This is a genomic window from Aneurinibacillus migulanus (genome assembly GCF_001274715.1).
In the GTDB taxonomy this organism is placed as follows: domain Bacteria; phylum Bacillota; class Bacilli; order Aneurinibacillales; family Aneurinibacillaceae; genus Aneurinibacillus; species Aneurinibacillus migulanus.
Genome location: NZ_LGUG01000002.1, coordinates 273,647 through 299,454, shown reverse-complemented (window position 1 = coordinate 299,454; position 25,808 = coordinate 273,647). Strand labels below are relative to the sequence as shown.

At 40.5% G+C, this 25,808-nt stretch carries 33 protein-coding genes, 1 pseudogene and 1 riboswitch; of the genes and pseudogenes, 28 read left to right on the top strand and 6 right to left on the bottom strand.

All coding sequences use genetic code 11. From position 1 onward, the window contains the following. Positions 1-46: 46 nt before the first annotated feature. From AF333_RS01505 to yhbH, 11 genes are all read left to right on the top strand, one after another. Positions 47-583, top strand: a complete 537-nt coding sequence (locus AF333_RS01505; RefSeq protein ID WP_139189237.1) for a methylated-DNA--[protein]-cysteine S-methyltransferase — start codon at positions 47-49, stop codon at positions 581-583. Positions 584-723: 140 nt separating this feature from the next. Next, positions 724-1,665: an amidase domain-containing protein gene (locus tag AF333_RS01500; protein ID WP_052520795.1), complete on the top strand. Its 942-nt coding sequence runs from the start codon at positions 724-726 to the stop codon at positions 1,663-1,665. A gap of 93 nt (positions 1,666-1,758) precedes the next feature. After that, complete coding sequence (sppA, locus tag AF333_RS01495) at positions 1,759-2,724, top strand: signal peptide peptidase SppA (RefSeq protein WP_043066311.1); 966 nt, start codon at positions 1,759-1,761, stop codon at positions 2,722-2,724. A gap of 39 nt (positions 2,725-2,763) precedes the next feature. Further along, complete coding sequence (locus AF333_RS01490) at positions 2,764-3,168, top strand: RDD family protein (RefSeq protein ID WP_052520796.1); 405 nt, start codon at positions 2,764-2,766, stop codon at positions 3,166-3,168. Positions 3,169-3,313: 145 nt separating this feature from the next. Continuing rightward, positions 3,314-3,778: a tRNA (uridine(34)/cytosine(34)/5-carboxymethylaminomethyluridine(34)-2'-O)-methyltransferase TrmL gene (gene trmL / locus AF333_RS01485; protein ID WP_043066313.1), complete on the top strand. Its 465-nt coding sequence runs from the start codon at positions 3,314-3,316 to the stop codon at positions 3,776-3,778. 66 nt (positions 3,779-3,844) lie between these two features. Further along, positions 3,845-4,567 carry an HAD family hydrolase gene (locus AF333_RS01480; RefSeq protein WP_043066314.1) on the top strand — a complete coding sequence of 241 codons (723 nt, stop codon included), beginning with the start codon at positions 3,845-3,847 and terminating at the stop codon, positions 4,565-4,567. 109 nt (positions 4,568-4,676) lie between these two features. Further along, a riboswitch (SAM riboswitch) is annotated at positions 4,677-4,791 on the top strand. 157 nt (positions 4,792-4,948) lie between these two features. Further along, positions 4,949-5,761 (top strand): MetQ/NlpA family ABC transporter substrate-binding protein, encoded by an 813-nt coding sequence (locus AF333_RS01475; RefSeq protein ID WP_043066315.1) that lies wholly within the window; start codon positions 4,949-4,951, stop codon positions 5,759-5,761. Positions 5,762-5,827: 66 nt separating this feature from the next. Next, complete coding sequence (locus AF333_RS01470) at positions 5,828-6,388, top strand: DUF1273 domain-containing protein (RefSeq protein ID WP_043066316.1); 561 nt, start codon at positions 5,828-5,830, stop codon at positions 6,386-6,388. A gap of 323 nt (positions 6,389-6,711) precedes the next feature. Further along, positions 6,712-7,017: an antibiotic biosynthesis monooxygenase family protein gene (locus AF333_RS01465; RefSeq protein ID WP_043066317.1), complete on the top strand. Its 306-nt coding sequence runs from the start codon at positions 6,712-6,714 to the stop codon at positions 7,015-7,017. Between the two features lie 182 nt (positions 7,018-7,199). Next, positions 7,200-9,098, top strand: coding sequence for a PrkA family serine protein kinase (locus AF333_RS01460; protein ID WP_043066318.1), 1,899 nt, complete (start codon positions 7,200-7,202; stop codon positions 9,096-9,098). Positions 9,099-9,121: 23 nt separating this feature from the next. Continuing rightward, positions 9,122-10,150 carry a sporulation protein YhbH gene (yhbH, locus tag AF333_RS01455; protein ID WP_080787743.1) on the top strand — a complete coding sequence of 343 codons (1,029 nt, stop codon included), beginning with the start codon at positions 9,122-9,124 and terminating at the stop codon, positions 10,148-10,150. 20 nt (positions 10,151-10,170) lie between these two features. On the opposite strand, the gene AF333_RS01450 is transcribed toward yhbH, so the two are convergent. Together AF333_RS01450 and AF333_RS31425 are read right to left on the bottom strand one after the other, a co-directional pair. Continuing rightward, complete coding sequence (locus tag AF333_RS01450) at positions 10,171-11,730, bottom strand: recombinase family protein (protein ID WP_043066319.1); 1,560 nt, start codon at positions 11,728-11,730, stop codon at positions 10,171-10,173. Between the two features lie 117 nt (positions 11,731-11,847). Continuing rightward, positions 11,848-11,967, bottom strand: coding sequence for a thermonuclease family protein (locus AF333_RS31425; RefSeq protein WP_158502421.1), 120 nt, complete (start codon positions 11,965-11,967; stop codon positions 11,848-11,850). Positions 11,968-11,993: 26 nt separating this feature from the next. Here AF333_RS31425 and AF333_RS34460 point away from each other — a divergent pair, with 26 nt between their 5' ends. The 7 genes and pseudogenes from AF333_RS34460 to AF333_RS01425 all read left to right on the top strand — a co-directional run bounded on the left by AF333_RS34460 (position 11,994) and on the right by AF333_RS01425 (position 15,874). Continuing rightward, complete coding sequence (locus tag AF333_RS34460) at positions 11,994-12,269, top strand: hypothetical protein (RefSeq protein WP_235495926.1); 276 nt, start codon at positions 11,994-11,996, stop codon at positions 12,267-12,269. A gap of 269 nt (positions 12,270-12,538) precedes the next feature. Then, positions 12,539-12,691, top strand: coding sequence for an ORF6C domain-containing protein (locus AF333_RS37285; protein WP_158502423.1), 153 nt, complete (start codon positions 12,539-12,541; stop codon positions 12,689-12,691). Between the two features lie 58 nt (positions 12,692-12,749). After that, on the top strand, positions 12,750-13,013 hold the full coding sequence (locus tag AF333_RS01440; RefSeq protein ID WP_043066320.1) for a hypothetical protein: 264 nt from the start codon (positions 12,750-12,752) through the stop codon (positions 13,011-13,013). A 111-nt stretch (positions 13,014-13,124) separates the two neighbouring features. Next, positions 13,125-13,475: pseudogene (locus tag AF333_RS01435) on the top strand (putative metallopeptidase); the annotation flags it as partial. A gap of 971 nt (positions 13,476-14,446) precedes the next feature. Next, positions 14,447-14,587, top strand: a complete 141-nt coding sequence (locus tag AF333_RS33345; RefSeq protein ID WP_158502425.1) for a DUF7167 family protein — start codon at positions 14,447-14,449, stop codon at positions 14,585-14,587. 49 nt (positions 14,588-14,636) lie between these two features. Continuing rightward, on the top strand, positions 14,637-14,948 hold the full coding sequence (locus tag AF333_RS01430; RefSeq protein ID WP_043066321.1) for a hypothetical protein: 312 nt from the start codon (positions 14,637-14,639) through the stop codon (positions 14,946-14,948). Between the two features lie 503 nt (positions 14,949-15,451). Then, a complete protein-coding gene (locus AF333_RS01425; protein WP_235495924.1) occupies positions 15,452-15,874 on the top strand; it encodes a hypothetical protein in 423 nt (140 codons plus the stop codon). A 214-nt stretch (positions 15,875-16,088) separates the two neighbouring features. On the opposite strand, the gene AF333_RS01420 is transcribed toward AF333_RS01425, so the two are convergent. Continuing rightward, the gene (locus tag AF333_RS01420; RefSeq protein WP_043066323.1) at positions 16,089-16,538 is read right to left on the bottom strand and encodes a CBO0543 family protein; all 450 of its coding nucleotides are present in this window, start codon (positions 16,536-16,538) and stop codon (positions 16,089-16,091) included. A gap of 238 nt (positions 16,539-16,776) precedes the next feature. Between AF333_RS01420 and AF333_RS01415 the strand changes: the two genes are divergently transcribed. The 4 genes from AF333_RS01415 (at position 16,777) to AF333_RS01400 (ending at position 20,518) form a co-directional block, all read left to right on the top strand. Beyond that, positions 16,777-17,073, top strand: a complete 297-nt coding sequence (locus AF333_RS01415) for a hypothetical protein (protein WP_043066324.1) — start codon at positions 16,777-16,779, stop codon at positions 17,071-17,073. Continuing rightward, entirely contained in the window at positions 17,054-18,526 is a 1,473-nt protein-coding gene (locus AF333_RS01410; protein WP_080787746.1) for an FMN-binding glutamate synthase family protein, read from the top strand. Before AF333_RS01415 ends, AF333_RS01410 begins: the two co-directional genes overlap by 20 nt. A 362-nt stretch (positions 18,527-18,888) precedes the next feature. Beyond that, the gene (locus AF333_RS01405) at positions 18,889-19,299 is read left to right on the top strand and encodes a VOC family protein (RefSeq protein ID WP_052812101.1); all 411 of its coding nucleotides are present in this window, start codon (positions 18,889-18,891) and stop codon (positions 19,297-19,299) included. A 295-nt stretch (positions 19,300-19,594) separates the two neighbouring features. After that, positions 19,595-20,518: a hypothetical protein gene (locus AF333_RS01400; RefSeq protein ID WP_043066325.1), complete on the top strand. Its 924-nt coding sequence runs from the start codon at positions 19,595-19,597 to the stop codon at positions 20,516-20,518. A 200-nt stretch (positions 20,519-20,718) separates the two neighbouring features. Here the strand turns inward: AF333_RS01400 and AF333_RS37280 are convergent, their stop codons facing one another. After that, on the bottom strand, positions 20,719-21,087 hold the full coding sequence (locus tag AF333_RS37280; protein WP_407638628.1) for a CBO0543 family protein: 369 nt from the start codon (positions 21,085-21,087) through the stop codon (positions 20,719-20,721). A gap of 258 nt (positions 21,088-21,345) precedes the next feature. Here AF333_RS37280 and AF333_RS01390 point away from each other — a divergent pair, with 258 nt between their 5' ends. The 3 genes from AF333_RS01390 (at position 21,346) to AF333_RS01380 (ending at position 23,478) form a co-directional block, all read left to right on the top strand. Further along, positions 21,346-21,645, top strand: a complete 300-nt coding sequence (locus AF333_RS01390) for a YciI family protein (protein ID WP_307723449.1) — start codon at positions 21,346-21,348, stop codon at positions 21,643-21,645. A 421-nt stretch (positions 21,646-22,066) separates the two neighbouring features. Further along, positions 22,067-22,303 (top strand): hypothetical protein, encoded by a 237-nt coding sequence (locus AF333_RS01385; protein ID WP_043066328.1) that lies wholly within the window; start codon positions 22,067-22,069, stop codon positions 22,301-22,303. A 356-nt stretch (positions 22,304-22,659) separates the two neighbouring features. Beyond that, the gene (locus AF333_RS01380; protein WP_043066329.1) at positions 22,660-23,478 is read left to right on the top strand and encodes a hypothetical protein; all 819 of its coding nucleotides are present in this window, start codon (positions 22,660-22,662) and stop codon (positions 23,476-23,478) included. 52 nt (positions 23,479-23,530) lie between these two features. Here AF333_RS01380 and AF333_RS01375 read toward each other — a convergent pair whose 3' ends face one another. Together AF333_RS01375 and AF333_RS01370 are read right to left on the bottom strand one after the other, a co-directional pair. Beyond that, positions 23,531-23,935, bottom strand: coding sequence for a hypothetical protein (locus AF333_RS01375; RefSeq protein WP_043066330.1), 405 nt, complete (start codon positions 23,933-23,935; stop codon positions 23,531-23,533). A 284-nt stretch (positions 23,936-24,219) separates the two neighbouring features. Continuing rightward, entirely contained in the window at positions 24,220-24,660 is a 441-nt protein-coding gene (locus AF333_RS01370) for a hypothetical protein (protein WP_235495921.1), read from the bottom strand. A 24-nt stretch (positions 24,661-24,684) separates the two neighbouring features. Here AF333_RS01370 and AF333_RS34455 point away from each other — a divergent pair, with 24 nt between their 5' ends. From AF333_RS34455 to AF333_RS01360, 3 genes are all read left to right on the top strand, one after another. After that, the gene (locus tag AF333_RS34455; protein ID WP_235495919.1) at positions 24,685-24,837 is read left to right on the top strand and encodes a hypothetical protein; all 153 of its coding nucleotides are present in this window, start codon (positions 24,685-24,687) and stop codon (positions 24,835-24,837) included. Positions 24,838-25,198: 361 nt separating this feature from the next. Beyond that, entirely contained in the window at positions 25,199-25,522 is a 324-nt protein-coding gene (locus tag AF333_RS01365) for a PadR family transcriptional regulator (RefSeq protein ID WP_043070825.1), read from the top strand. Next, a partial coding sequence (locus tag AF333_RS01360; protein ID WP_152968224.1) for a DUF2812 domain-containing protein occupies positions 25,509-25,808 on the top strand: 300 nt, incomplete at its 3' end. The genes AF333_RS01365 and AF333_RS01360, both read left to right, overlap by 14 nt.

Genomic DNA, 25,808 nt, shown 5'->3' with positions numbered 1-25,808 from the left:
TTGCACGGGGTAAGATGATAAGAAGATGTCACAAGGGAGGGATTGGGTGAAGTCGGAAGTTTTTTATACTGTATATCAAAGCCCCCTCGGGTCGATTGTATTGGCTGCTACAGAAGCAGGGTTGTGCTGGGTAGAATTTAGTGATGGGGATACAGCCAGACTTTCTCTGACGCGCTGGGCCAAGAAGTGGATGCATACAGAGAATATCACATATACGCCTGAGTTTTTCCTGGAAGCGACAGAGCAATTGGACGAGTATTTCGGGGGAGAACGACAGGAGTTTACCCTTCCACTTGATATACATGGCACGGCGTTTCAAAAGATTGTATGGGAACAGCTTCGACAAATTCCTTACGGAGAGACGAGATCATATAAAGATATTGCGCTCGCCATAAATGCGGCTAAAGCGGTACGTGCTATTGGCGGGGCCAATAATAAGAATCCCCTGTCTATCTTCATTCCATGCCATCGGGTTATTGGCTCAAATGGCGCGCTCGTGGGATATGGCGGTGGGCTGAATGTGAAAGAATATTTACTACAATTGGAAGGTGTGCTTGAACGTTCGGAAGTCGGTTCGGCATAAGGAATAAGTGAAAAAGGACGGCAATGCTTCTTATGAGAGCAGCGGCCGTCCTTTTTTCTTTTTGTACGGAATATACATATTATGATGTTGCGATATACCGGTGCACTTTGGGTTTATATAAAAAAGAAAGGAGATGTAAGATGACTACGTGGACAGAAGCTTTGGAGTTTTACCTGCAATGTCGGACAAAAAACCTTGTTACAAAAACGAATGAGCTTTCCAAGTGTTTGGACAAAGAAGAGGCCGAGTCGATAGAGCGGAGCAATCTTCAACGCTGGCAGCAGTTGAAGGAGCGACGGATTCGTCCATTGCAGAGCAGGTTACAAATCAACGATTTTCAGGTGGAAAAGGACGGAATAAATGAAATTGTTGTCCGTATAAAGGCAAGAGAATGGTACGCTTACCAGTTGGAGAAGAGGTGGCATGAACAAGAGAAAGACATACACATCCGCGTAATGCTGCGACATGTAAAAGATAGATGGCTTATCGTACAGGAGAATAAGATTAATGGTACGCCACAAAAGTCTGTGCAACCGGTCTTTCAACCACAAGAAGATGTATCGTTTAATGAAGAGCAAATAAGAAAAGGCAGTTATGTATATAATCGACTGCAGGCTGTTCGATATGCCGAAGCCTGGTGGAATGAATACAATCCGAACTTTCGACATTTTGATGTAGATTGCACGAATTTTATTTCGCAGTGTTTATATGCTGGTGGTATTCCGTTTTATTCAACCGGCAACAGGGCAACTGGCTGGTGGTATCGTGGCGGGAATAGTCCTTCGGCGTTATGGAGCTACAGTTGGACGGTAGCCCACAGCTTTCGTTGGTATCTGGAGAGGGGGCATATCAAGACAGAAAGTAAATCGAGTGCGGATCAGCTCTCTCTTGGTGATGTGATTTGCTATGATTTCGACGGGGACGGACGCTGGCAGCATTCGACTATTGTAGTAGCAAAAGACAGTCACGGTATGCCGCTCGTGAACGCACACACGACGAATAGCCGACATCGATACTGGGATTACCGGGATTCTACAGCCTATACGCCGAACATCAAATACCGATTTTTTCACATCATGTAAATATAATTTACAGGTGAATCTTTTTGATAGATAGTACGTAAATAAAAGGAGAAGAGGACGATACGATACATAAGAGGAGGAACAGAACAGTATATGAACAAACGAAGATGGATTGCGCTTGCGATCGTAGTGCTCGTTGTAGCGGCGGCGCTCGTTCTTCAACTCGTTCGTGGTGGAGAAGGTTCAGTGGCTTCGGTACCTGAAAAATGGAAGGCAAAGACAGTATCTGGTAGTAGAACGAATCAGGTGCTGCAATTGTATGTAGAAGGGGTTATCTCAGAAGAGAGCAGCTGGAACAGCACGTTTGATTATCAGGCGCTTCTTTCCCAGCTTAATCAAGCAAAAGAAGATTCGAATGTGAAAGCGATTGTTATACGGATTAATTCCCCAGGGGGAGCGGTGGTTCCGACCGATGAGCTGCACCGCAAACTGAAGCAAGTGAAAAGCGAAACGAAGAAGCCGATTGTTATTAGTATGGGTTCGTATGCTGCATCAGGTGGATATTATCTCGCTACTGCGGGAGATAAAGTGTATGCGAATCCATCCACATTGACAGGGAGTCTTGGCGTTATCGCTTCGTATATGAACTATGGAGAACTGGCCAAAGAGTATGGAATTAAAGAAAATGTAATTAAGAGTGGAAAATTCAAAGATATGGGTAATCCGATGCGGGAAATGACGCAGGACGAACATACTCTTTTGCAAGGTGTAATAAATGAAAGCTATCAGCAGTTCGTTGATGTGATTGCCGAAGGAAGAAAGATGCCACGTGAGAAAGTACTTCAGCTTGCTGACGGAAGAATTTATACAGGCAAACAGGCAAAGGCGAATGGATTGATTGACGAGCTCGGGACGTTGGAAGATGCGACAGAAGCGGCAAAGAAATTAGCAAAGTTGCAGGAAGCAACAGTTGTCCGCTATGAAGAACCTTTCGGCTTTTCGAGAATGTTTTCTTCATTCTCCACTAAGCTGTCCGGTATATTGAATCAGCAGCCCATTCCAGATTTTTTGAGAGAAGAGAAAAGGACACCGAGCATTGAGTATATTTACCGTCCATAATTCATACATTGTGGCAATTGTATGAAAGGAGGAGAAGAAATGGAATTGGAGAATACAAGGTATGCCGGTTTCTGGATTCGTTTCGTGGCGGCATTTATTGACGGAATTTTACTTATAGCTGTCCTGTATATTTTGGGGCTTTCATCAAAGGAAGCATTCTCGACTGAGTGGTTTGTACAAAACATACTAGGGATGATCTATTATATTGTGTTAACCGGTGTATGGGGACAGACGCTTGGCAAGATGATTATCGGTGTCAAGGTTGTGCGTACAGATGGCGGCACGGCCGGATGGGGAACCGTTATTTTACGCGAAACGATAGGGAAAATCATTTCTAGCATTGTATTGCTGATTGGATACATTTGGGCGGGATTTGATGAACGCAAGCAGAGCTGGCATGATAAAATGGCGGGCACGATTGTCATAAAATCTAAAACACAATAACCTGATAGCTAGGAAGGAAGAGCCGCGAGAAAATTTCGCGGCTCTTTTTGATATCTTGACGTGTTTTTGTTAGAAGTATGAATGTTCGTTCATGTATGTTGTTGTTTGTTTTTGTGCTATGATAGAAAGTGAGGTGAACAAATGGATGGCGTTTAATATAGTGCTCCATGAACCGCTCATTCCGGCTAATACAGGCAATGTAGCTCGTACGTGTGCAGCGACCGGCACGCGGCTTCATCTAATCGAGCCGCTAGGCTTTTCAACGGATGACAAGTATTTAAAACGAGCGGGACTTGACTATTGGCATGCGGTCGATATTACATATTATTCATCGTTTGACGATTTTGCGGCAAAGCATCCAGACGGTCGTTTTTTCTTTATTGAGACAAATGGCGATACGTACCATTCCGACGCACAATACAGGGATGGTGATTTTTTTGTTTTCGGCAAGGAAACGACCGGAATTCCCCAGGAAATTCTGATGCAGTACCCTGGACAAGTCATCCGGATTCCGATGGGGGATGCGACGCGCTCGTTGAATCTATCTAATACTGCCGCAGTTATTCTTTATGAGGCACTCAGGCAGGTTGGGTATCCCGGAATGAAGTAGTACATGATTGAAAGGGTGTATTGCTGAGCAATAAAATAAGTATGAAAGCAATAGGAGGTGCCGGGCGTGGCAGAAAAAGCGATATTTTTTGATTTGGACGGAACGCTTCTGACATTGGATACGGAGGCGTTTTTACACCGTTACATGAAGCGATTGGGTGAATATACGGCACACATTGTTGATCCTGAGTTACTTGTCAAATCCGTATGGCAGGCAACGAAACAAATGATGAAAGATGACGGTGCAGACCGCACGAATGAAGAAATTTTCCGCGAGCACTTTCTAGCGGCATGCGGATTGGAACAGGAAGCGATCTGGCCGCTGTTCGATGTATTCTACGTAGAAGAGTTTCCACTTTTGAAAGAAGATATTGAACCGCACCCTTACGCCTTGAAAGTGGTAGAAGAGGCGAAGAAACAAGGCTATAGGCTTGTTGTAGCCACTAACCCGGTGTTTCCGGGTATTGCTATTCAGGAGCGAATGAAATGGGCGGGACTGTCAGAAAATGATTTTGAGCACGTTACGATTTTTGAGACGTCACGCTACTGCAAGCCCAATCCGAAATACTTCATTGAGATTTGCGAGCAGATTGATATCAAACCGGAAGATGCTATTATGATCGGCAACGATATGCAGCAGGATATGATAGCTTCCGAAGTCGGATTAAAAACATTCCTGGTCGAGGATTATAAAATCGACCGCGGCGTACCGCAGCATCGTGTAGATGGGCACGGTACCTTAAAAGAGCTATATGAGCAGCTCGTAGCCCGGCGTGGTATTTTTTCGTAGCGAAAGAAGCGTAAAAACATAGCATATACAAAATATGCTATAAAAAAAGTAATTGACAATTGTGTGAAAGATGCGTAATATAGTCTTCAGTTCAACTGAATAATGATCTCGCTTATCGAGAGAGGTGGAGGGACTGGCCCGATGAAGCCCGGCAGCGGATTTTTCCTTAGGGGAAAATGCTGTGCCAATTCCAGCAGGAGTTCTTATATCCTGGCAGATAAGAGTGTGTATTGAATGTGAAATCAATCCCCTCTCTGGTCTGCCGGAGAGGTTTTTTGCGTTTCGCGTACCGGGCCCGTACGCGTGGCGTAGCTGGACAGAACCATTATACGTACAACAACTAAAAATAAACCGATATGGGATAAAGAGGGGTAATAGACGATGAAAAAATGGATCGTATCCGCTATTTTACTGCTCACTGTCGGCGTACTCGCAGCATGCGGCGGCGGGAGCGGTGGCGGCAATGAGAAAAAAATTACCGTAGGCGCAAGCGCCGTACCGCACGCAGAAATTCTTGAGCATGTGAAAGGCAAGCTAAAAGAGCAGGGAGTGGATATGGAAATCAGAGTCTTCGACGATTATGTCCTTCCAAATACAGCACTCGAAGAGAAACAACTTGATGCAAACTATTTCCAAACGACTCCGTATCTTGATGAATTCAACAAAAAGCATAATACACATATTAAAGCGTTAGATGGTATTCATTTAGAGCCGATGGGACTGTATCCGGGCAAGGAAAAAGCGGCTGAGCCGAAGAACGGCGCGGTAATCGCGATTCCGGATGATGTATCGAATGGCGCACGTGCATTAAAGTTGATTGAGACTAAAGGCTGGATTAAGCTAACACCAGGCAAAGAACTGAATAGCTTAACGAAGCAGGACATTGTGGAAAATCCGCACAACATCAAAATTCAAGAGATGCAGGCATCCATGCTGCCGCGTGCAGTGAATGAAGTAGACTATGCGGTTATTAATGGAAACTATGCGATGGAAGGCGGACTGACGTTCGACCAAGCACTTGCAATGGAGAAGAAAGATTCTGAAGCTGCTAAGACATTCGCAAACATCTTAGCCGTTAAAGAAGGCGACGAAAACCGTGAAGAAATCAAAAAACTAATCCAGGTGCTGAAATCTGAAGATGTGAAGAAATTCATCGATGAGAAATACAAAGGCGCCGTTATTCCAGTATTCTAATTAATTAAAAAGGGACAAAGAGCATAAGGACTCTTTGTCCCTTTCGTTTTTGAGGAGGAAACCTGTTTGCTTAGACGATTACTAATTACAGGCTACAAACCACATGAACTTGGCATTTTCGATAATAAGCATCTCGGAATTGGCTATATCAAAAAAGCGATAAAGAAACGTCTCATCGCTTTTATAGAAGAAGGAGCGGCATGCGAGTGGGTGATTATAAGCGGTCAACTGGGAGTTGAATTGTGGGCTGCAGACGTCATTTTCGAATTGAAACACGAATACCCACAGTTGAAGCTTGCGATCATAACGCCTTTTCTTGATCAGGAGAAGAATTGGCAGGAAGAAAAACAAGAGTATTACAGAGGAATTGTAGCACGAGCTGATTTCGTCACTAGTGTGACGAAAAAGCCATACGAAGGGCCATGGCAGTTCAAAGCAAAAAACGCATTCCTGCTGGATAATACGGACGGAATGCTCGTGGTATATGATGAAGAGAAAGAAGGCTCTCCGCGCTATATTGTTGCTGAGGCGAAGCGAAGAAGCGAGGCAGAGGACTACTTTTTCACAACGATCTCTGCTCTTGATTTGCAAGCAATCGTTGAAGAAGAGCAGGCAAACGACTTTTAGAAAATAGTGGATATAAAAAAGAACGCTGCATTTTGGCAGCGCTTTACATAGTAAGAGTAACTTATAATCCCCATGTCTTGTCTTCATTGTAGCCGGCGGTGAAGATGGCACCGATTATCAGGACAGTTATTGACAGGATAATTACCATTTTCATGACTCCTCTCCAAAGTATGTGATTTACTTTATTATACCCCATAAATTTTACCATTGGAACGTAGAGGAACACTGTAATCTTGACAAAGTTTGCACGCTTGTGATTGGAAAAGTTCAGACGGTTTTGCTATCATTAATAAGGAACGATACTTTATGGAGGTGGATATACCATGTACGTTGTAATGAATGTATTGCAGGTTCCCGCTGCGATGAAAGGACGCATGGGAGAGATGTTTGCCAAGAGTGCAGAGCGTATGAGCAATGTTCCAGGCTGTCTGGAATTCCAATTCTTAAGCGCAAAAGAAGGGGACAAGCAGGTCGTATATACGAAATGGGACAGCGAAGAATCGTTCAAAGCCTGGACTGAAAGCGATAACTTCCGTAAGGCGCACGCACACTCTTCGGACAACAATCCAGCCACCGGTTCACAGTTGGAAATCTATGAAGTTATGCATGGAGCTACATATCAGAAATAAAGAATAAGGATGGAAATGCGTATATGGACGTGTTTCCATCCTTATTTTTTATTTGCTGTGTGAATATCGAGCGATCAAATGTAATCCATATAATTAGCATGTCATCTGCATGTGCGGAATAGGATAGTAAAAACACATCCCTGACTTACCATTCTGAACGAAGAAAAGGAGAGGAGTGCCCGATGGATATCCTGAAGCGGATTGCGGAATACCGTGCACGTGAAGAGCAGCTAGTTTGGGAAGGGACATTCGCCGAGTACCTTGAGATTGTAAGAAAAAATCCGCACGTTGCCCAGACCGCACACTCCCGGGTGTACAATATGATCAAACATGCCGGGATTGAACATAATGAGGATGGAAGCAAAAGTTATAAATTTTTCAGCCGCGAAATCTATGGTTTGGATCGGGCAATTGAGAAGCTGGTAGAAGAGTATTTTCATTCCTCAGCCATGCGACTTGATGTCCGTAAGCGTATCCTGTTGCTAATGGGGCCTGTCAGCGGTGGGAAATCGACTATCGTTACAATGCTAAAACGAGGCCTCGAGCAGTTCACGCGCACCGATGAAGGTGCCGTTTATGCCATTAAGGGATGCCCCATGCATGAAGATCCACTGCATCTCATCCCTAACGAATTACGTTCTGACATTGAAAAAGAGCTAGGCATTATTATCGAGGGAAATCTATCCCCCTACAATCAGATGCGTCTCGACACAGAATATGGCGGGCGGATCGAAGATATGCCCGTAGAACGTATTGTTTTCTCAGAAGCGAAGCGGCGCGGGATCGGTACATTCAGCCCTTCCGATCCAAAATCGCAGGACATTGCTGACCTTACCGGCAGCATCGACTTCTCTACGATTACACAGTACGGTTCGGAATCCGATCCGCGTGCGTACCGATTTGATGGTGAGTTAAACAAGGCGAACCGCGGGTTGATGGAATTCCAGGAGATGTTGAAATGCGATGAAAAATTCCTCTGGAACCTACTCTCCCTTACACAGGAAGGCAACTTTAAGGCGGGGCGGTTTGCTTTAATTTCAGCGGATGAACTTATCGTTGCCCATACGAATGAATCCGAGTATAAAACATTTATCAGCAACAAGAAGAATGAAGCACTCCAATCAAGGATGATCGTCATGCGTATCCCGTATAATTTGCGCGTATCGGATGAAGAGAAAATTTATTCGAAGCTGATTAAGCAAAGCGATCTCGGTCATGTGCATATCGCGCCGCATTCACTGCGAGCTGCCGCGATTTTTTCGACTCTCACCCGTCTGAAAGAGTCGAAGAAGCAGGGGGTTGATTTGCTAAAGAAACTGCGCCTTTATAATGGAGATGCTGTGGAAGGCTTTAAAGAATCGGATATTAAGGAGTTGCAGAACGAGTTTGCCGATGAAGGAATGGCCGGCATCGATCCGCGTTATGTCATTAACCGTATTTCCAGCGCGCTTATCCGCCGTGATACTGAATGCATTAACGCACTCGATATCCTGCGCGCACTCAAGGACGGATTGGATCAATCTCCTACCATTACAAAAGAAGATAAGGAACGGTACCTTACTTTCATTAATGTCGCCCGCAAAGAATACGACGAGTTAGCCAAGAAAGAAGTCCAAAAAGCTTTCGTCTACTCTTATGAAGAATCTGCAAAAACCCTTATGGATAACTACCTCGATAATGTCGAATCGTACTGCAACAAAACGAAGGTGCGAGATCCCATTACTGGCGAAGAGATGGATGCAGACGAAAAGCTCATGCGGTCAATCGAGGAACAGATTGGCATCTCGGAAAATGCGAAGAAAGCGTTCCGCGAAGAAATACTCATTCGGATTTCGGCTTATGCACGCAAAGGCAAGCGATTCGACTACAATAGTCACGAACGTCTGCGTGAAGCCATTGAGAAGAAATTGTTCGCTGACTTGAAAGATGTGGTGAAAATTACGACATCAAGCAAAACACCAGACGAAACCCAGCTTAAAAAGGTCAATGAAGTCACCGCGCGCCTTATCGATGAACACGGGTATTGCCCGATTTGCGCAAACGAATTGCTGCGTTATGTGGGCAGCCTCTTGAACCGGTAGGCGGTACAAAAGGGGGAAGCCGCATGAAACATGAACCGCCGTTTATTATCTCGCGGGAAGATTGGTCATTGCACCGCAAGGGCCACCAGGATCAACAACGTCATCAAGAGAAGGTTCGTGATGCGATTCGAAAGAACCTTCCCGACCTTGTCAGCGAGGAGAATATCATTATGTCGAACGGACGGGATGTAGTGAAAATCCCGATCCGTTCTCTTGATGAATATCGTATTCGATATAACTACAATAAAAGCAAACACGTTGGTCAGGGGAACGGTGAGTCTAAAGTAGGGGATGTTATCGCTAGGGAAGGAGAGCCTGGCCAAGGACCGGGTAAAGGCCAGGGTGCAGGCGACCAGGCAGGCGAAGATTATTATGAAGCGGAAATATCAGTCGAAGAGCTTGAAGAGATGCTGTTTGCCGAAATGGAGTTACCTAATCTGGAACAGAAGCAGCAGGATGAGGTGATTGTAACGGATATCCGATTTAATGATATCCGTAAAAAAGGGCTGATGGGCAATATTGACAAAAAGCGAACGATTCTTGAATCATTGCGCCGTAATGGACTGGAAGGACATAAAGGAATTAAGAACATTACGAATGAAGACTTACGGTTCAAAACGTGGGAAGAAATCGTCCAGCCTCATTCCAATGCGGTTATCATCGCAATGATGGATACGTCCGGCTCGATGGGAGCATTGGAGAAGTATGTGGCACGCAGCTTCTTTTTTTGGATGGTCCGCTTTCTGCGTACGAGATATGAGAAAGTGAACATTGCATTTATTGCCCACCATACGGAAGCGAAGGAAGTAACAGAAGAGGCGTTTTTCTCTAAAGGAGAGAGTGGTGGTACGATTTGTTCGTCCGCTTACCGCAAAGCGCTTGAGATTATTGACCAGCGCTATCCGCCTTCGCTATACAATATTTACCCATTCCATATCTCGGACGGCGATAACCTGACCTCGGATAATGACCGATGCGTTAAGCTGGTACAGGAATTAATGAATAGAAGTAACATGTTCGGATACACGGAAGTGAATCAGTATACCTATTGATGATGTATACAAAAGACTTTCTAAATCGGAAGCCTCGGTACAATCTCGAGTTCGAACTGGTCTTTTTTGGTCCATTCCTTCTTTCGAGTATAGTATACTTTTTCTAAGATGGATTTGAGTAAGTGGTTTTTCTCAATAGGACTTTCAAGTTCCCAATAGGTATCAATCACTTTGCGGATTTGCGGAATTATATTCTCTTTATGAGTGAGTTGGGCCTCTTCCAGCTCTATTTCTTTTTTTAGCTGTTCAATGTTTGCCTCTGTTTCTTTAAGCTTCTGTCCAATCGATTGATGGCGTTGCAGGAATATTTCCTCGGTATATACCTTCTTCTCTAGCATTTCAAATGCTGTTTCTCTCATCCCATGCAATTCTTCAATCTCTTTTTCTAATCTAGCAATTTGTTTTTGTTTACGCTCGATCATAGATTCCTCTTGCTGAATAGAAGATGCAAGCTCATCTTGTTGAAGACTTACCTGTTCAACTAGGGCAGCTAAAGAATCAATGATCCTCTTTTCAATGATAGGGAGCAGAACGCCTTTTTGATATGGTTGGCAGTTAGGATTGATACATCTTAACTGTGGGTTTGGCCTATCTGCTGTATGAGAAATGCGTAAATTGCGTTCGCATAAGGCACATCGTAAAATACCGGCTAACGGATTGGATAACGTTAATCCTTCTTGTACTGGAGCGCGATAACGTCTGCTTACTGCAAGATTAGCTTTATCAAAAAGTTCTTGTGAAACGATTGCTTCATGGGCATTTTCATGGCGAATCCAGAGTTCAGGAGGGACTTTTTTTGTAACTCTCTTTCCATTGCGTTTGCTATACTTTTGTTTGCCCCAGATGATATGCCCCAGGTACACTTCATTTTTGATGATATATCCGATGCTTGATTCTTCCCATACTTTACCTTCAGGCGGTTCAACACCGAGTTTGTGCAATTCATTTACAACGGCTTTTCGTCCTTTTCCTTCAGCAGCTAGCTCGAATATCTTTTTTACGATCGGTGCTTGTTCAGGATGGGGGGATAACTTTAAATTTTCATCCCGAGTATAGCCAAACGGCGGCTTACGAGTAATTGATTTGCCATCCTTCGCGGAACGGCGACGGCCACCTTGCATACGCTTAGTAATTTGACGTAGCTCTTCACGAGCGATAATTGATTTTACTCCGAAAAGCAATTCTGCACCTTCAGAATTACAGTCAATAACCTCGTTTGGTGTAATAATAAGTGTGTCTGAGAATTTGAACGAACGGAATATTGTACCAGCATCGATCATATCACCACGGCCAAGACGGTCCAGGTCCATTACCACTACACCCTCAACAGCTCCGTCTTCCACCTGGCGAAGCATTTCCTGTGCTACATCACGTTCGGAAAGAAATTCACCGGATACAACCTCTTCAAATATGTCGATTACATTGTGCTGTTCGCGCTTTACAAGGTCGAGCAGCTCTTTACGGTGTTTAGAAAGCGTGTCGTAATTCTTGCCATACTCCAAAGCTTTTTTCTCTTCTTCAATGTCTTTCCGGCTTTTACGAAGATAGATAAATACGTCTTTGTTGGTAGGGCGGTACATGCAATCACCTCCTGATGATTGTATCATTATTGCCAAGAAAAACATGTCGGTTTTTCTGTTAATACAATAAATAGAATGTATGTTTTGTTTTGTGGTGAAAAAGAAGAGCCCTGATCTCTATTTATTAGCCCAGAACCCTTTGCCTGCTTCATGAGCCTGCTTTTGTAGCTTCACAAAGCTATCTGTATACTTCACGTTCGGCGGGAACATAGCAACCTGTGCATAGCCTTCTCTCACTAGGGGAGAGCCTATATACATCTGATTTGATAAATCGACAAATTCTTGTGGTGAGAGGTAAGAAAAGAAGGAAGGGCGGTGGGCGGGAGCGGTCGGAAAAAGACACGTTTGCCTTTCTTTTGCTGGAGCGCAGGGCGCATCCTATCTTTTTTTTTCTGAATCACCTACTTCCAACCACGCTACCCTGTCAAAATATCAAGTGTAATTTATATAGCATCATAGATCCCTTGATTAACTGGTCATCTTTTTCGTCAGCCTCTTCTCTGTCACAACGTGTTTTCTCGGTACGCAGCCATCTATAGTAACCACTTCCATTCTCAAGAAAAATCTGCATCGGTTCTTTATTCTTCAGATATCCTTTGACGGCTTTTAACTTAAAATCCGGATGATACGTAATGGAATGTTCAAAAACCTTACTCACATTAGGATTTGTCTCTACTTGTTTGATTTGGAAAGCACTGAAGATGATTTTACTCATGTTTCTCTACCTCACCCGTATTCATTGAGTTGATTATACCTGTATCCCTATCATTTCCTCATACAAAAAACCCGAATAACGGACTTTTTTTACGTGTCCATTATTCGGGTTACAGTTCAGTTTTCGGAAATCCACAGGACAATCAAAGATTGCTTTGCTGTTTCTAGTTACGAAGATGTGCGGCGTTCAGAGTTCAACCGGTTGCTGCTTTTCATTCAAGCGTGGCGACCTAAGTTAGTAGCCTAATTTTTTTACACACTTTGATTACCAAAACCAACCTCAGTTGAAAAGGGGATGAGAAAGTATGCAGGTTGTCCAACTCCCTCGTGCTCATACACATAGAGCAAAGGGGGATGAGCAGATGGAAAACCGTCCTTGTTACATCATGCAAGAGGGTAATACGACAATCAAAATCCGTTCGGCACTCCCATTTATGTCGCCAGCAGAGCGGGCTCAATGGTTTCAGGACAACGATTCACTTATTGAGGTACAAATGATGAAATCTGCTTGGGCAAACGCTCTCTGGGTGATTGAAAGACAAAAACAAAAATCTGAATCTACAGCTTGATTCAGCCCTTCGGGGCTAGTGGACAAGCTGCAAAGAATTCTAAAGGATGCGAAGGGAGTAATTGGCTATTATTTCTAGGATAGAAACGGTGATTAGGTAGGTAAGGCGAAGAAATGCACAGCATTTGAACGACATGTGACTGATTATATACGGTTTGTCTTTATTAACAAAGATGCCTGGAGAGTGTTTACTCCAGACCAACGGCAAGCCTTAGTAGATCATGAGTTATGTCATTTCAAACGTAAAAGTGAACGGATATGGAACGAAGAGAAGAAAGCATGGGAAGACAAATATGAGCCAGCGAACGTTTCGGACAGCTGGCAAATACGTGAACATGATGTAGAGGAATTCAGCGAAATTATTCAGCGTCATGGTCTGTGGGAAACGGGCATCGAGAAGTTCGCGGTAGCTGTTCGAGAGGCAGATTATCAAATGGACCTGGAGGATTACGAAAGAGAGTAATTACGGGCTGTGAAGTAGAGTATCGGTTGCCCACCAAGTCTCCCTAGCGGGCAACTATTTAACAAGAGAGGTTGCTTTACTCTCAGTGAATGAGCATCAGGATACGTTCATTATCTTTAACGAAAACAAGCTTCCAGACACCATCATGATGGATTTCTCTGATCGCGGTATATGTTTTCCCTTGATAGGAAATCTCGCCTAATATAACACTACAATTAACCATATTAACAATCCTTTCGTGTAATTTTACACATTTATGATTGTATAACAAGTACGAGGTACTCCGCTTCATGAAAAAAATGACAAGTACAGGTTGAGTGTTTATAGGTGATTATGAAATACCTCAGTACTAATGTATTATTAGTATATTTTGCGATATGACAATAGTGAAAAATAAAGACAATAAAAAAGGCCGACACAGGGCCGGCAGTAGGAGATGGTTGTTGCGAAAAATTTCACGCTTTCAATATACCATATTTAGGTAAATGGGTAAATAAGGAAAGTGATAGGAAGACATAAAAAAAGAGCCGGTCTAAATGACTGGCCAAATAAAAAAGCTATGAAGTATGCTCAGGACTTGGGGGGAACGTCAAGTCTCATAAGGAATATAACACAAGCCTATGAACGGATGAAATAGAACATACGGAAATGTAAGGAGAATGTAAGATAAATCAATTTTTTCACAATCCAACCCGTATTACGCAATAAAAAAGGCCGACATAGGTCGGCAATGGGAGTTGGTTTGTGAGAAAAGCCTATCTTCAATATACTACATTCTAGAAAATGGGTAAATAAGGGAATTGATAGGAAGACATAAAAAAGAGCCAGTCTAAATGACTGGCCAAAGTAAAGAAACTTATGCAATAACAAAAACGGACGCCCTATCCCCACGAGAGCGCCGAATAAGACTATAGCACAAGCCTATGAACGGATGAAATGGATAAATTATGGTAATTGGGAGGACAAATCAAATGCCTAAATACGAGTTTTCAGTCAGCACAGGATACGTTGGTTGCAAAAGAACTGAGATCGTGGAATTTGACGAAGATGAACTGATGGGTAAGACAGAAAAAGAAATAGAGGAGTATGTTGAAAAGGAATGGGCTCAATGAGTTTGGGAAAACATCGATGGTGGATTTTCGAAAGTGGAGGATGAGGAGAATGACTGAACAGGAACTGAAAGAGATACGGAAGCGTTTGGAAGCTGTTCGTACCAGAGATGATATACAGAATTTCGGAACGAAAGAGCAAATGCTATATACAATCAGAAGGCTAGTAGAGGGAATGGAGAAAAAGCAGTTTGAAAACGGAGAACTGCTAAATGAGGCTGAACGGTTGCGGAAGGAGAATGAGAAGCAAAAGGAAACGTTACAGCAAATTGAAAAATGGTTGATCGGTACTTTGGCAAATGAAGATTTGACCATTGTAGAGAGCAAGGTACTTGAAATTACAAGGAAGGCATTGAAAGGATAAAAATAAGCCCCTTCAAACGAAGGGGCAAGATCTGTGGAGTGAATCATGATGCTATTACCTACACAATATCTTTCCCTACATTCAAAAAATTAAACAAAAAATACCCCTACAACATGGCAACTGTAGGGGTAAGATTAAGGAAATGTTTTGTGCACTATACACGACGAGACATAAATAGAAAAAGTTGCAAATAAAAAAATACCCCTACAGTTTGTCAACCATAGGGGTAGGACATAGGAGGATAATGTACTTCTCTATACGAGGCTTTAACCAAAAAGTTACAAAAAAACACCCTCTCTGGGTTCGTGGTCCGGAGAGGGAGTCTCTACTTTGGTAGCAATATTACTGGTTATCAATATTCTACCATGAGCAGGGGGAGTCGTCATGAATAATCATGTGTTTTTGGAAGAAGTTTGCGCTAAGTGTCCAGGTTCATAGTGGGGAAAGTCAGCCATGTGCCGTATTCATGACATGCATATCGGAAAAGTACAGAGTTGCCCCCAATGGGAAGGGCATCAGGTGGCACAAGAGGAAGCGTACCAGGAGCAACTTGCTTGGTTGAATTAGAACCTGCATTAGAAGCTATACAGCGCGTAGAACAGGACCTGCGCGACTATCACTGGATGGCAAAAGAGATTCATGATATACAGGATTGGGACAAGCATCAAAAGCAATATCCGAGAGAAGTATGGGAGAGCTTATTGGGAGCTGGCACAGCACAGTATGGCATTGAAGCATCGTTACCAAAGGCACAAGGTGTAAATTCGGATGTAACATATAGAGAGGCGCAAAAGCTCCTACGGAAATGGGAGCGTATGAAACGATATGAACGCAAGGTGAAGAAACTAGAGGCTTCTGTGGCTATGTTACAGGACGAGAGAGAGCGAGCAGTAGCCGAGGGAATACTAGGGATTGAAGATGTATGAAATCGCTCAGCAGCTTGATGTGACTCGTCAGACAGTGGATAGGATTCGTCGGTCAATGATTCGCAATTTAGCGTGGGATATGTATGAAGATGAAGTCAGGAAAGGCCTGTCGGCATAGCGGCGGGCTTTTTATGTTACACGTGTTACGACTTTTGCGGGAGAGGATTAGAGCGTGTTATGCTGGGCGCAGGGAAAAAAAAGTAAGGGACCTTTGCTAATATAGTCCAAGTCTTTTTAGTGCTATATAGTAGCGATAAATCACGAAATAAGGCAGAACATAGGACCAAAATGTCCAAAAAGTATTCCAATTTTGACCATATGATACTTTGCCAAATACCAGCATTACATATTCGAAAAGTGTAGTAGCTAAAGAAAAAATAAGAATGCTTGCATATGGCCTTATGTCTTCTTTTTGAATGAAATAAATTAAATAGCTGGAAAGTACAGGGTATAACCCAACATCAAAAGGAAATGATGAAAGTAATTTAATTTTTAGCACAGGCTTAAAGTTCCAGAACCCAAAATAAAATCCAAATAAGTTAATGGTATAAGCTAGCATAGTACCTAAAGGAGCAATAAGTAAAACCGTCTTTTTATCTTTGTTATAAAGCCAAATACCAAAAATCCAAGGTATTACAAAACCTAAAAAAATATTTCCGAGCATATACGTTTCCCCTCATTAAGTTATCAAGATTATAAGTATTTCCAAATTTATTCTTGCATATGACGGTTTGATTAGGGGAGCGGTCCTTTTTTCGTTGGTATAAAAAAGAGTACAGTATAACTGACCGTGTTAAGAACAAACATAGGTTTTATTATAAGTTTAGACTGTTAAAGGACACTGGGAATAAATCACGAAAAGTGGGTGATAATAAAATCAAAACATGGGTAGGTGTAATGAAATGGAGAATATTCAAGAGCTAAAAAACACACTTTCTTACATTCATTCTGAAATCAACCGAATAGAAACAATGGCTGGAACCCTTTCAACAATCGAACGGGAGCACTATAAGAAGCTTACAAATTTTGATCATACAGAATTAGTGGATATTGCAGTCGAAGAACAAAATGCCGCTCGTCAACTTGGAACTATGAAACATATGTGCCTAGCAATAGCCCAAAAGATTGATGGAATAAACAGTGCAATTGATCGCGGTGAAATTGGAGGGGACGAAGGACGTGCTACTGAGACTCATTGAAAATTTTATCCGATCAGCTGTTAATGAAACTGTGGACAAGGCAATAACAAGGGCAATAAGAGACCAGTACACCGAGAATTTATTTGAAATGGTTCCTGCAACTAATAAAGTCGGTGTCACAAACTTACTTGAAATCGCAATGAGGGCTAATCAAGGAACTCCTGTATCTCGTCCCCTTGGAAGTCCTATTCATCTGTCTCCATGGGAAAAAATATTGTTTAATCCTGTTCATCTCTTTCGCTTTCCAACTCCCGAAAATGTAGGGATTCGTACTTCAATTACAATAGGGCATCGTGCGAAAAAACCAATGACGGTTTCAATTCCTATAATGATAGCAGCTATGTCTTTTGGTGGTGCTTTAAGTAAAAGTACCAAAATTGCTTTGGCAAAAGCAGCAACGGCTGTTGGAACTGCAACTAATACGGGTGAAGCAGGACTTTTGGAAGAAGAAAGAGATGCGGCTAGTTTGCTTATTGGACAATATAATCGCGGTGGATGGATGAATACACCTGATAAATATAAACGACTCGATGCTATTGAAATTCAACTGGGTCAAGGTGCACAAGGTTCGACCCCGCAACGCACAACAGCAAAAAATATCGGGGAAGACTTTAGAGAGGTTTTTGGTTTGCGAGAAGGAGAAGATGCTTTGATTCATTCCCGTCTTCCTGGTGTAAATACAAAGGAAGATTTTATTCAGTTAGTTAAGCGACTAAGAGAGGAAACAGGCGTACCGATTGGGCTTAAAATTGCAGCAACCCACCATCTTGAAAAAGAATTACAAATTGCAGTAGAAGCAGAGGTGGATTTTGTTACCCTTGATGGAGCAGAAGGGGGAACGCATGGCGGTGCACCAACTCTACAAGATGACGTTGGATTGCCCACGTTATTTGCAATCACAAGAGCAGCAGAGTTTTTCGCACGCAAAGGTGTCATTCGAGATATCAACTTACTGGCAACAGGAGGCTTGGTTACACCAGGGCAAATGCTAAAGGCGATTGCGCTAGGAGCTGATGGTGTCTATATTGGTACTGCTGCTATCATGGCTCTTGTAAGTGAACAAATGGTAAAGGCTGTACCTTTTGAGCCACCAACCAGCCTAGTTGTCTATACAGGTAAAATGACGGATCAACTAAATATTGAGCAAGCAGCTAAAAATTTAGCAAGATATTTGAATGCTTGTGTACAAGAAATGGAACTAGTAGCCATTACACTTGGAAAAACGTCATTAATAGACATTACAAAATCTGATTTATCTACGATAGATCCCTTTTTATCAAAAGCGACAGGCATTCAGCTTGGATATGTTAGTCCCGAGAATCAGAATCGTTTTTTTGAAGAAACCAAATCTTTATTCCGAACATTTGAGGCTCCAATAAAAGAGGAAGAAAATGAAGTTCGTCCTTTTTTATCAGAATCCAACAAAGAGCAGGATCGCCCACATCTTCATTAAAAACATTAAAGTCCCGTCGGTCTATATAATGTTCCTGCATGAGTGTTATTAACTAGGTCTAATTAGATGTCGTTATAAAAATGGCATCTTTTTTATATAATGCATTAAAAGAAAATAAGTAGGGTAATGAACGAAGAAAAAGTGAAAGTGATTTTGGGAGAAAATAGGGATTTAAAGTGAGTCACTCTCTAGAGTGGCTTTTTATTTTGCCCTGGAGGTGAGTGGTGATGATAATGTTAGAAGATAAGCGAAGGGGTCGTTCCGAGGAGCGGTCCTTTTGAATTTGTAGGAAAAAATTTCCTTTTTTGAAATTGATATAGTATAATTGGAACATATATTCGTAAAGGTGGTATGCGAAAAATATGATTACGTTTATTACCAGTGTCGAGGTCCCTGTATCAAATTTAGACAAGGCTCTTTCTTGGTATACGAAGATTCTACAGTTTCAAGTCATGTGGCGTGATGAACAATCGGCATTCATTGCACTTGCAGGAGAAGGAACGCGTTTATTTCTTGTACAAACAAATGACGAAAAACGATTAGAATTTACCAATACAAATACAGGCGTTGTGCATAATGTTATCGATTTTTATGTCGAAAATCTCCCAGCTTTTCATGCGTTTCTAAAACAACATGGAGTTGAGGTAACTGATTTACAGCCGAAAGCCATGGGATTCGGTTTCCGCGACCCTGATGGCAATTTTTATGGCGCTCATATTGATCAGCTATCTTATCAATACAAAAAAAATCCAACCATTTCATCCAAGGTTTAAGGCGGTCTGATTAAAAAATGGTCACTCTCCGGAGTGGCTTTTTCTTTTGCGTAACGTTACAAACGAGCCAGAAAAACGCAAATAAAAAATTAAATTCAAGGCTTTGTACATTATTTCATAAAAAATTTTAAAAAACGAGAAAGAAATCCTGAAATTATACGTTATAGCTAATGAATAGGCAAAAAAGAAGAAGTTACGTAGCATCCTTTTTAGAGGGGAGAATAAGCATCAAGAACCGATTAAACTGGTTTTACCATAGGGTAAGGCTAAATATAAAAAGAGAGGGAATAAGACCATGAAAAAGGTAGCAACTGCATTTTTAACGATCAGTTTATTGGCTACAACGCCAGTCTTCGCGGCTGAACAAGAAAGCAATCAAATCCAGCAAGAAGAGGGAATGACTGAACAAGGGGAAGGTTATTATTGGTCTAAAGACTTGACTGTTGATGAAATTCTAGCCCAGGAAGGCATGAAATCAGCGTTAGAGTCATTCTGTGATAAATTTCCACAAGCAAAAGCATATAAAATCATGGGTAGTAAAGTCGAAAAGATAGAAAATGATGAAAAGAAAAATGTGATTCATTTGTTCTTGGCAAGTGATGAGAAAGAGTCATTTTTCTTAGAATTTGATATAGAAACAGAGAAGATAACAGAATATACTCAAGCAGTAGAAAATATTTCTGAATCCGAATTACCAGACAAAGTTCAAGCATCTTTGGATAAAGTCTATAGCCTTTCACCAGAAGTAAAGAACCTTAAGCTTTATGGCTCCACTATGTATTCCTCTACTATAAAAGGGGAGGAAGGATCGAAAAAATATTCCCTTAGGTTTAATGAGAGCGGAAAAATAGTGGAAGGAAAGACAACCGGCAAAGAATTCAGCATAACGTTTGATGAAACAGGTAAAGTTCTATATTTTTACTTCGACAGCCTACCTTTAGTCAACCTTGAGGGAAACACAAAAGAGGAGAAGGCGCAAGATCTATTGAAGCGGTTATATGGGGAAGAAGCTAATGAGTACAAAATCAAGAAAGTAAATGAAATTTCAAAAGATGACCCAAATTATAAAGAAAATAAGGATTTTATGAGAGGGAGTATAGTATTTATGCCTACATCCTCTGAAAAAGAGCCCATTTTGGTCCAGTTTAACACGAAAGATGAGCTTACTATGTCTGAAGTGACTACACGAGATTTCTTGGAAGATGTCGGGCTCCTATAATAGCATACATAATACAAATGAAGTCGTTCTAACTGGAACGGCTTGTTGTTATCCATTTTCCGTACTTTAGTAACCAAAAAGCGTACAATTCAGTGCAGTACTTATGAATGGCGTTCGGAAAATACCTTTAGCGAGATATAAAAAAGAGGGGCGTGTTATGCTGGACGCAGGGAAAGATAAGCGAAGCGAAGTGGCCTTTACTAATATAGTCCAAGTCTTTTTAATGCTGTATAGTAGCGATAAATCACAAAATAGGGTAGAACATAGGACCAAAATGTCCAAAAAGTATCCCAGTTTTGACCATATGATACTTTATCAAATACCAGCATTACATATTCGAAAAGTGTAGTAGTTAAAGAAAAAATAAGAATGATTGTATACGGCCTTATGTCTTCTTTTTGAATGAAATAAATTAAATAGCTGGAAAGTACAGGGTATAACCCAACATCAAAAGGAAATGACGAAAGTAATTTAATTTTTAGCACAGGCTTAAAGTTCCAGAGCCCAAAATAAAATCCAAATAAGTTAATGGTATAAGCTAGCATGGTACCTAAAGGAGCAATAAGCAAAACCGTTTTTTTATCTTTGTTATAAAGCCAGATACCAAAAATCCAAGGTATACAAAACCTAAAAAATACTTCCGAGCATATACGTTTCCCCTCATTGAGTTATTAAGATTATAAGTATTTCCAAATTTATTCTTGCATATGACGGTTTGATTAGGGGGGTCAGAAGATAAGTAAAGGGATCGTTCCAAGGAGCGGTCCTTTTTGGTTTATCAATTCAAATAGATGTATAATAAATGTACATTTGTTCTTACTAAGGAGATGGAGAAATTGTTTCTAGTTGTATTAAGATATATCGAACCATTAGAAAAAGTTGAAACTTATTTGGAAGAACACGTTACATTCTTAAACAAGTACTATGAGAAATCCAAATTTATTTTTTCAGGAAGAAGAAAGCCAAGAATTGGCGGAGTTATTTTAGCGAATGTCAATACAGAAGAAGAGATACAGACAATTATTAAAGAAGATCCATTCTTTATCAATAAAATTGCTGAATATGAACTGATAGAGTTTACACCTACAAAATATGATGAGAACTTTAAAGTGTTTGTAAATAACTAAAGCACCTATCTGGTGCTTCAGCCTGTCGAGATTTTCTCGACAGGCTGGGTCCTTAGGAGAAATCCTAAGGACTTTTTCTTTGGAGTCGTATATGCGGCTCCTTTTATTTTTTTCACAGAGAGAAAGGACTAATGCATATGAGAAATAACGCAATCGCTTTTCCGTTGTTCGGTACAGCGCGAGGCACTTTTATTCCGGTCTTTATATGGTGAAGGATCGACTCGTTTCGCAATCATGGTGCTTTATCTTGGTTTAATTGGGATGGATTGGATTGCCGGGTATCGCACCTCGAAAATCGACGGCTCTTATGCTAGTGAGTACGGTATTAACGGAGCCTTCCGTAGAGAAAAAAGGGTTTTATTATACGTGATCCGAGCAAACCATGGGCGCTTACTATCTTGCATAATGAAGAGGAAAATGTATGACGAATTTGTTTACTTATCTAGGTCGTACTGTCGAGATTATTTATCTGAATCGGAATGGAGAATTAAGTCAACGAAAAATACGGTTACTATCGGTAAAGGACGGAAGGATTTTATTATCCGAAGAGATAGTAAAGAACAGACATAGTGATTTATTGGATCTTCAGGTAAACGGAGATAAACTTTTAGCAAAAGAGTCGGAACCTGACTATATATTTATTTGGAATAAAGAATAAAAAACAACCACCTTTAAATCTAAAGCGTAAGAAGGCCGCTCTTTTCAGAACGGCTTTTTTACATTTAAGGATAAAGTAGAAAATGTAACAATTATTATTCTTAACTATTCGGTAAATCTATACGTTGCGGACTACTTGTCCAAGGTTGTCCCATTGGCTGTTTGTGAGTGTGATCATAATACATGGTTATAAGTTATTCCTATCTTCATTTTGTTTACCTGTTTACATACTATGGGTTAATTGTAAATTAATTAATATAACGATTCATAGAAATACCAATATTTTAATTTTTTACAATATATGGTGTTATTTTATTGTACCGGTGCAAAATTAATATTAATTCTGGAGTGATATATTTGAAAAAATTATTAGCACTAAGTCTATCAACAACAGTATTGCTGCTCCCACAAGTATCTTTCGCACAGGAACCAACAAATCAACCTACAGAGCAACAAATTGAACAAATGTTGAATTCCAAAGAGAACAAAGTCCTTTTTAAGGCAACAGAAATTAAAGACGAAAAAGAAATTTTGGAAAAAGCCAAAAAGTTATCGAAAGAAGAGATTAGGGAAAACAACATATCTGTCACATCTGACAATATCGATGAGGAAGTAAAATTGTTAGATGTATACCAACTTGAACAAAAATTAGAGAGTGTACAAACTCCAGATGGTGCTACTATTGAAACATATGCTGTTAATACAGTTTCAAATATAGGGATAACGGCAGATCCTAATGGTACACCTTCTTCCACAACTGAACCCGATGAGAATTCCAGTAGTTCTGTAAGTGCCAATATGACTTATTATTATTATGTATACAAGGATGGCACTACCATTTGGATTAAAGGAAACTATTTCCAAACTAAATTTACAAAGCTAGATAATCAAATCACAGGGATAGCTTCATTAAAGCTAGGTCTATTTGAGGGTGGTAACACTTACGGAGGCGGGAGAATAGCCCCTGATAGAAAATATGAAGAAGCAAAAGCAAATGCTGTGTTTGGACAAGACTATAAGATTTATGCATCAAATTATGGCAGGTTCCATTATATCAATACAAGTGATGGTGTAAGCGGAACCTCTGGATATTTCAGAGCAGAATTTAAACGAGGAATTGGAACAAATTCTTGGACTGGTGGAATTACAAAGGGTTCCGGATATATTCCTTGGTAATTAATTGATAAAAAATGTGTAATCCTGCAATAGGAGTAGAATTACACGTTTTTTACTTTTGTATTGGCATTTTGACGTTTTCTGTTTGATTGTCCCATTGAATGATTAGTTCCCATTTATCATTTTGAATAGATTCAATAGAACAATTACTACATGTCACTTGCGTCTTTGTTTCATTATTCCCACTTACAATTTCTGTACCACTTGAAGATTTCTCATCGTTATTCATGAATTGATAACTCATATTTTTATCTTTATCTGGGTTATTACCAATATATTTAATTGTATATTCTTTTAACATTCCTCTACCAGAATCTCTAGGACTAAACTGCAAGGTTGATTGCCAATTTTCACTTTTGCCTTTAAAAGTAATGACTTGTTTTTCTGAAGAGCAAGCGACCAAAGTTAATAACATAGAAACAAACAAGAAAATAGCTATAGCCTTTCTAATATTCATTCCCTCCTTTAAATTTATTGATGATATTTTACCATATATTTCATTATATTATAAAAAAAGTATGATAATTCGTAAGTTTTTGGTTAATTTTATATATAAATCCTTTAGAATATAGAACTCGAGCGGTTATTTTTGTTAATCATGGAAATATAGCCTACATGGTTGATAAACATACATCTTGTTTGCACCTCATTCATTAATAAAAGGTGAGTATTTTTCACATTTTTAAATTATATGTTCGATGAAGGTGTTCAGAAAGTCATACGTATTGTTGAATATTGATACTAATTTGTAGTCATAAAACCTTTTTCATATAAATCATACGTATAATAAGCTGTAGGTATTCTTTCGTTAATTCCATATCCTGTCATGACTATTACCGCCCTAGCCGTTATTCCAACACCTGGGATAAATCCCGAAAGTGTTACTGCAAGCGCAGTAGCATTTTTAGTCGATTTTGTACTACCAGATAACGTACCAACATACCGATAACCACTCATTGGTGGTGCTGCATTAGTTGTTATCTCGCCTGATTGCCCCGTCACAGCTCCAATGCTATTTTGTCTTGCTTTTTCCTCATCAAATTCAAAACTAAAACCAGGTTGAATCTTACTGTAAATTTTTATCATTGTATCTTCACCGTTAAAAACAACTTTGTGGGTTTCGTCATTTTTCTTATAAGTAACTTCTCGAATCTTTCCCTCTAGCTTTTGATCTATATACATCTGATTTGATACATCGACAAATTCTTGTGGTGGGAGGTAAGAAAAGAAGGAAAAAATCAGAGATTGGAAAAAGGCACGATTGCCTTTCTTCTGCTGGAGCGCAGAGCGCATCCAACCTCTTCTTTTTCTGAATCACCTACTTCCAACCACGCTACCCTGTCAAAATATCAAGTGTAATTTATATAAATAAAACAAGCGGACTGTTTTATTTCACAGTAACAGGAGTTATCGGACATAACATTTCAAAGAAGTATATTTCTAGTAGGTACAGGCTGCTTCAAGAACAAACTTCTAAAAGAATAGACACGAAAGACACGGTTATTATCAGTATGAGGATGGAAAGATTCGAGCGTACCGCTTCAAATGGAGAGCGACGAGAGATCGTTTACAAAAAGCTTGTCTTATCTCTTAAAACGCAGAACATGATCTTTTTCACTTATACAGTTGACATATATAGTTGAACTATATAGAATAAAAATATACAGTTGAACGATATAGTTTGATGATACAGTTTGACGATATAGAGAGGTGGAATGAGATGAATAGACATAAATTATTGCCATTAACCGAAACAATGAGTTACATTATGTTGGCATTGCAAGAGCCTGCACACGGCTATGTCATTATGCAAAAGGTCGAGGAAATGAGTGACGGTGACGTACGGATTGCTGCTGGAACTTTATACGGAGCGATTGAAAACTTAATGAAGCATAAACTGATTGAACGTGTCGAAACGGAGGATGCTCGAAGAAAAGTCTATGTTTTAACGGACAAAGGAAGAGAAATTTTACAGCTGGATATGCAAAGAATGCAGCATATCATCGATGTTTACAAAGGGGGAAATATAAATGAAGAAATTTAAGTTGTTTGTCGATATCCGTAAAGAGGAAGCTTGGCTTAATGAGCAATTGAAAAAGGGCTATGAACTGGTTAAAAAAAGTTCGCTAGGCTATTATCAATTCCAAAAAACGACGGATACGAATCAGGTCATTAAATTAGACTTCCAAAGACATTTGACAAAGGAAAAGTTAGAAACATACATCGAGCTATATGAAGAGTTCGGCTGGAAACATATTGCTGGCAGCCGATTTAGTTCTGTTCATTATTGGATCAAAGAGAAGGATGGTCATGATGAATTGTTCTCAGAT

Coding starts and splice junctions, on each gene's coding strand:
- AF333_RS01425 (WP_235495924.1), top strand. CDS start 15,452: ATGGGAAGGGCATCAGGTGGCACAAGAGGAAGCGTACCAGGAGCAACT.
- AF333_RS01415 (WP_043066324.1), top strand. CDS start 16,777: ATGGAGAATATTCAAGAGCTAAAAAACACACTTTCTTACATTCATTCT.
- AF333_RS01370 (WP_235495921.1), bottom strand. CDS start 24,660: ATGTATATAGATCAAAAGCTAGAGGGAAAGATTCGAGAAGTTACTTAT.
- yhbH (WP_080787743.1), top strand. CDS start 9,122: ATGAAACATGAACCGCCGTTTATTATCTCGCGGGAAGATTGGTCATTG.
- AF333_RS01475 (WP_043066315.1), top strand. CDS start 4,949: ATGAAAAAATGGATCGTATCCGCTATTTTACTGCTCACTGTCGGCGTA.
- sppA (WP_043066311.1), top strand. CDS start 1,759: ATGAACAAACGAAGATGGATTGCGCTTGCGATCGTAGTGCTCGTTGTA.
- AF333_RS33345 (WP_158502425.1), top strand. CDS start 14,447: ATGCCTAAATACGAGTTTTCAGTCAGCACAGGATACGTTGGTTGCAAA.
- AF333_RS01365 (WP_043070825.1), top strand. CDS start 25,199: ATGAATAGACATAAATTATTGCCATTAACCGAAACAATGAGTTACATT.
- AF333_RS01400 (WP_043066325.1), top strand. CDS start 19,595: ATGAAAAAGGTAGCAACTGCATTTTTAACGATCAGTTTATTGGCTACA.
- AF333_RS01405 (WP_052812101.1), top strand. CDS start 18,889: ATGATTACGTTTATTACCAGTGTCGAGGTCCCTGTATCAAATTTAGAC.
- AF333_RS01440 (WP_043066320.1), top strand. CDS start 12,750: ATGCAGGTTGTCCAACTCCCTCGTGCTCATACACATAGAGCAAAGGGG.
- AF333_RS01490 (WP_052520796.1), top strand. CDS start 2,764: ATGGAATTGGAGAATACAAGGTATGCCGGTTTCTGGATTCGTTTCGTG.
- AF333_RS01460 (WP_043066318.1), top strand. CDS start 7,200: ATGGATATCCTGAAGCGGATTGCGGAATACCGTGCACGTGAAGAGCAG.
- AF333_RS01385 (WP_043066328.1), top strand. CDS start 22,067: ATGACGAATTTGTTTACTTATCTAGGTCGTACTGTCGAGATTATTTAT.
- AF333_RS01430 (WP_043066321.1), top strand. CDS start 14,637: ATGACTGAACAGGAACTGAAAGAGATACGGAAGCGTTTGGAAGCTGTT.
- AF333_RS01375 (WP_043066330.1), bottom strand. CDS start 23,935: ATGAATATTAGAAAGGCTATAGCTATTTTCTTGTTTGTTTCTATGTTA.
- AF333_RS01390 (WP_307723449.1), top strand. CDS start 21,346: ATGGAGAAATTGTTTCTAGTTGTATTAAGATATATCGAACCATTAGAA.
- AF333_RS01465 (WP_043066317.1), top strand. CDS start 6,712: ATGTACGTTGTAATGAATGTATTGCAGGTTCCCGCTGCGATGAAAGGA.
- AF333_RS01500 (WP_052520795.1), top strand. CDS start 724: ATGACTACGTGGACAGAAGCTTTGGAGTTTTACCTGCAATGTCGGACA.
- AF333_RS01450 (WP_043066319.1), bottom strand. CDS start 11,730: ATGTACCGCCCTACCAACAAAGACGTATTTATCTATCTTCGTAAAAGC.
- AF333_RS01420 (WP_043066323.1), bottom strand. CDS start 16,538: ATGCTCGGAAATATTTTTTTAGGTTTTGTAATACCTTGGATTTTTGGT.
- trmL (WP_043066313.1), top strand. CDS start 3,314: ATGGCGTTTAATATAGTGCTCCATGAACCGCTCATTCCGGCTAATACA.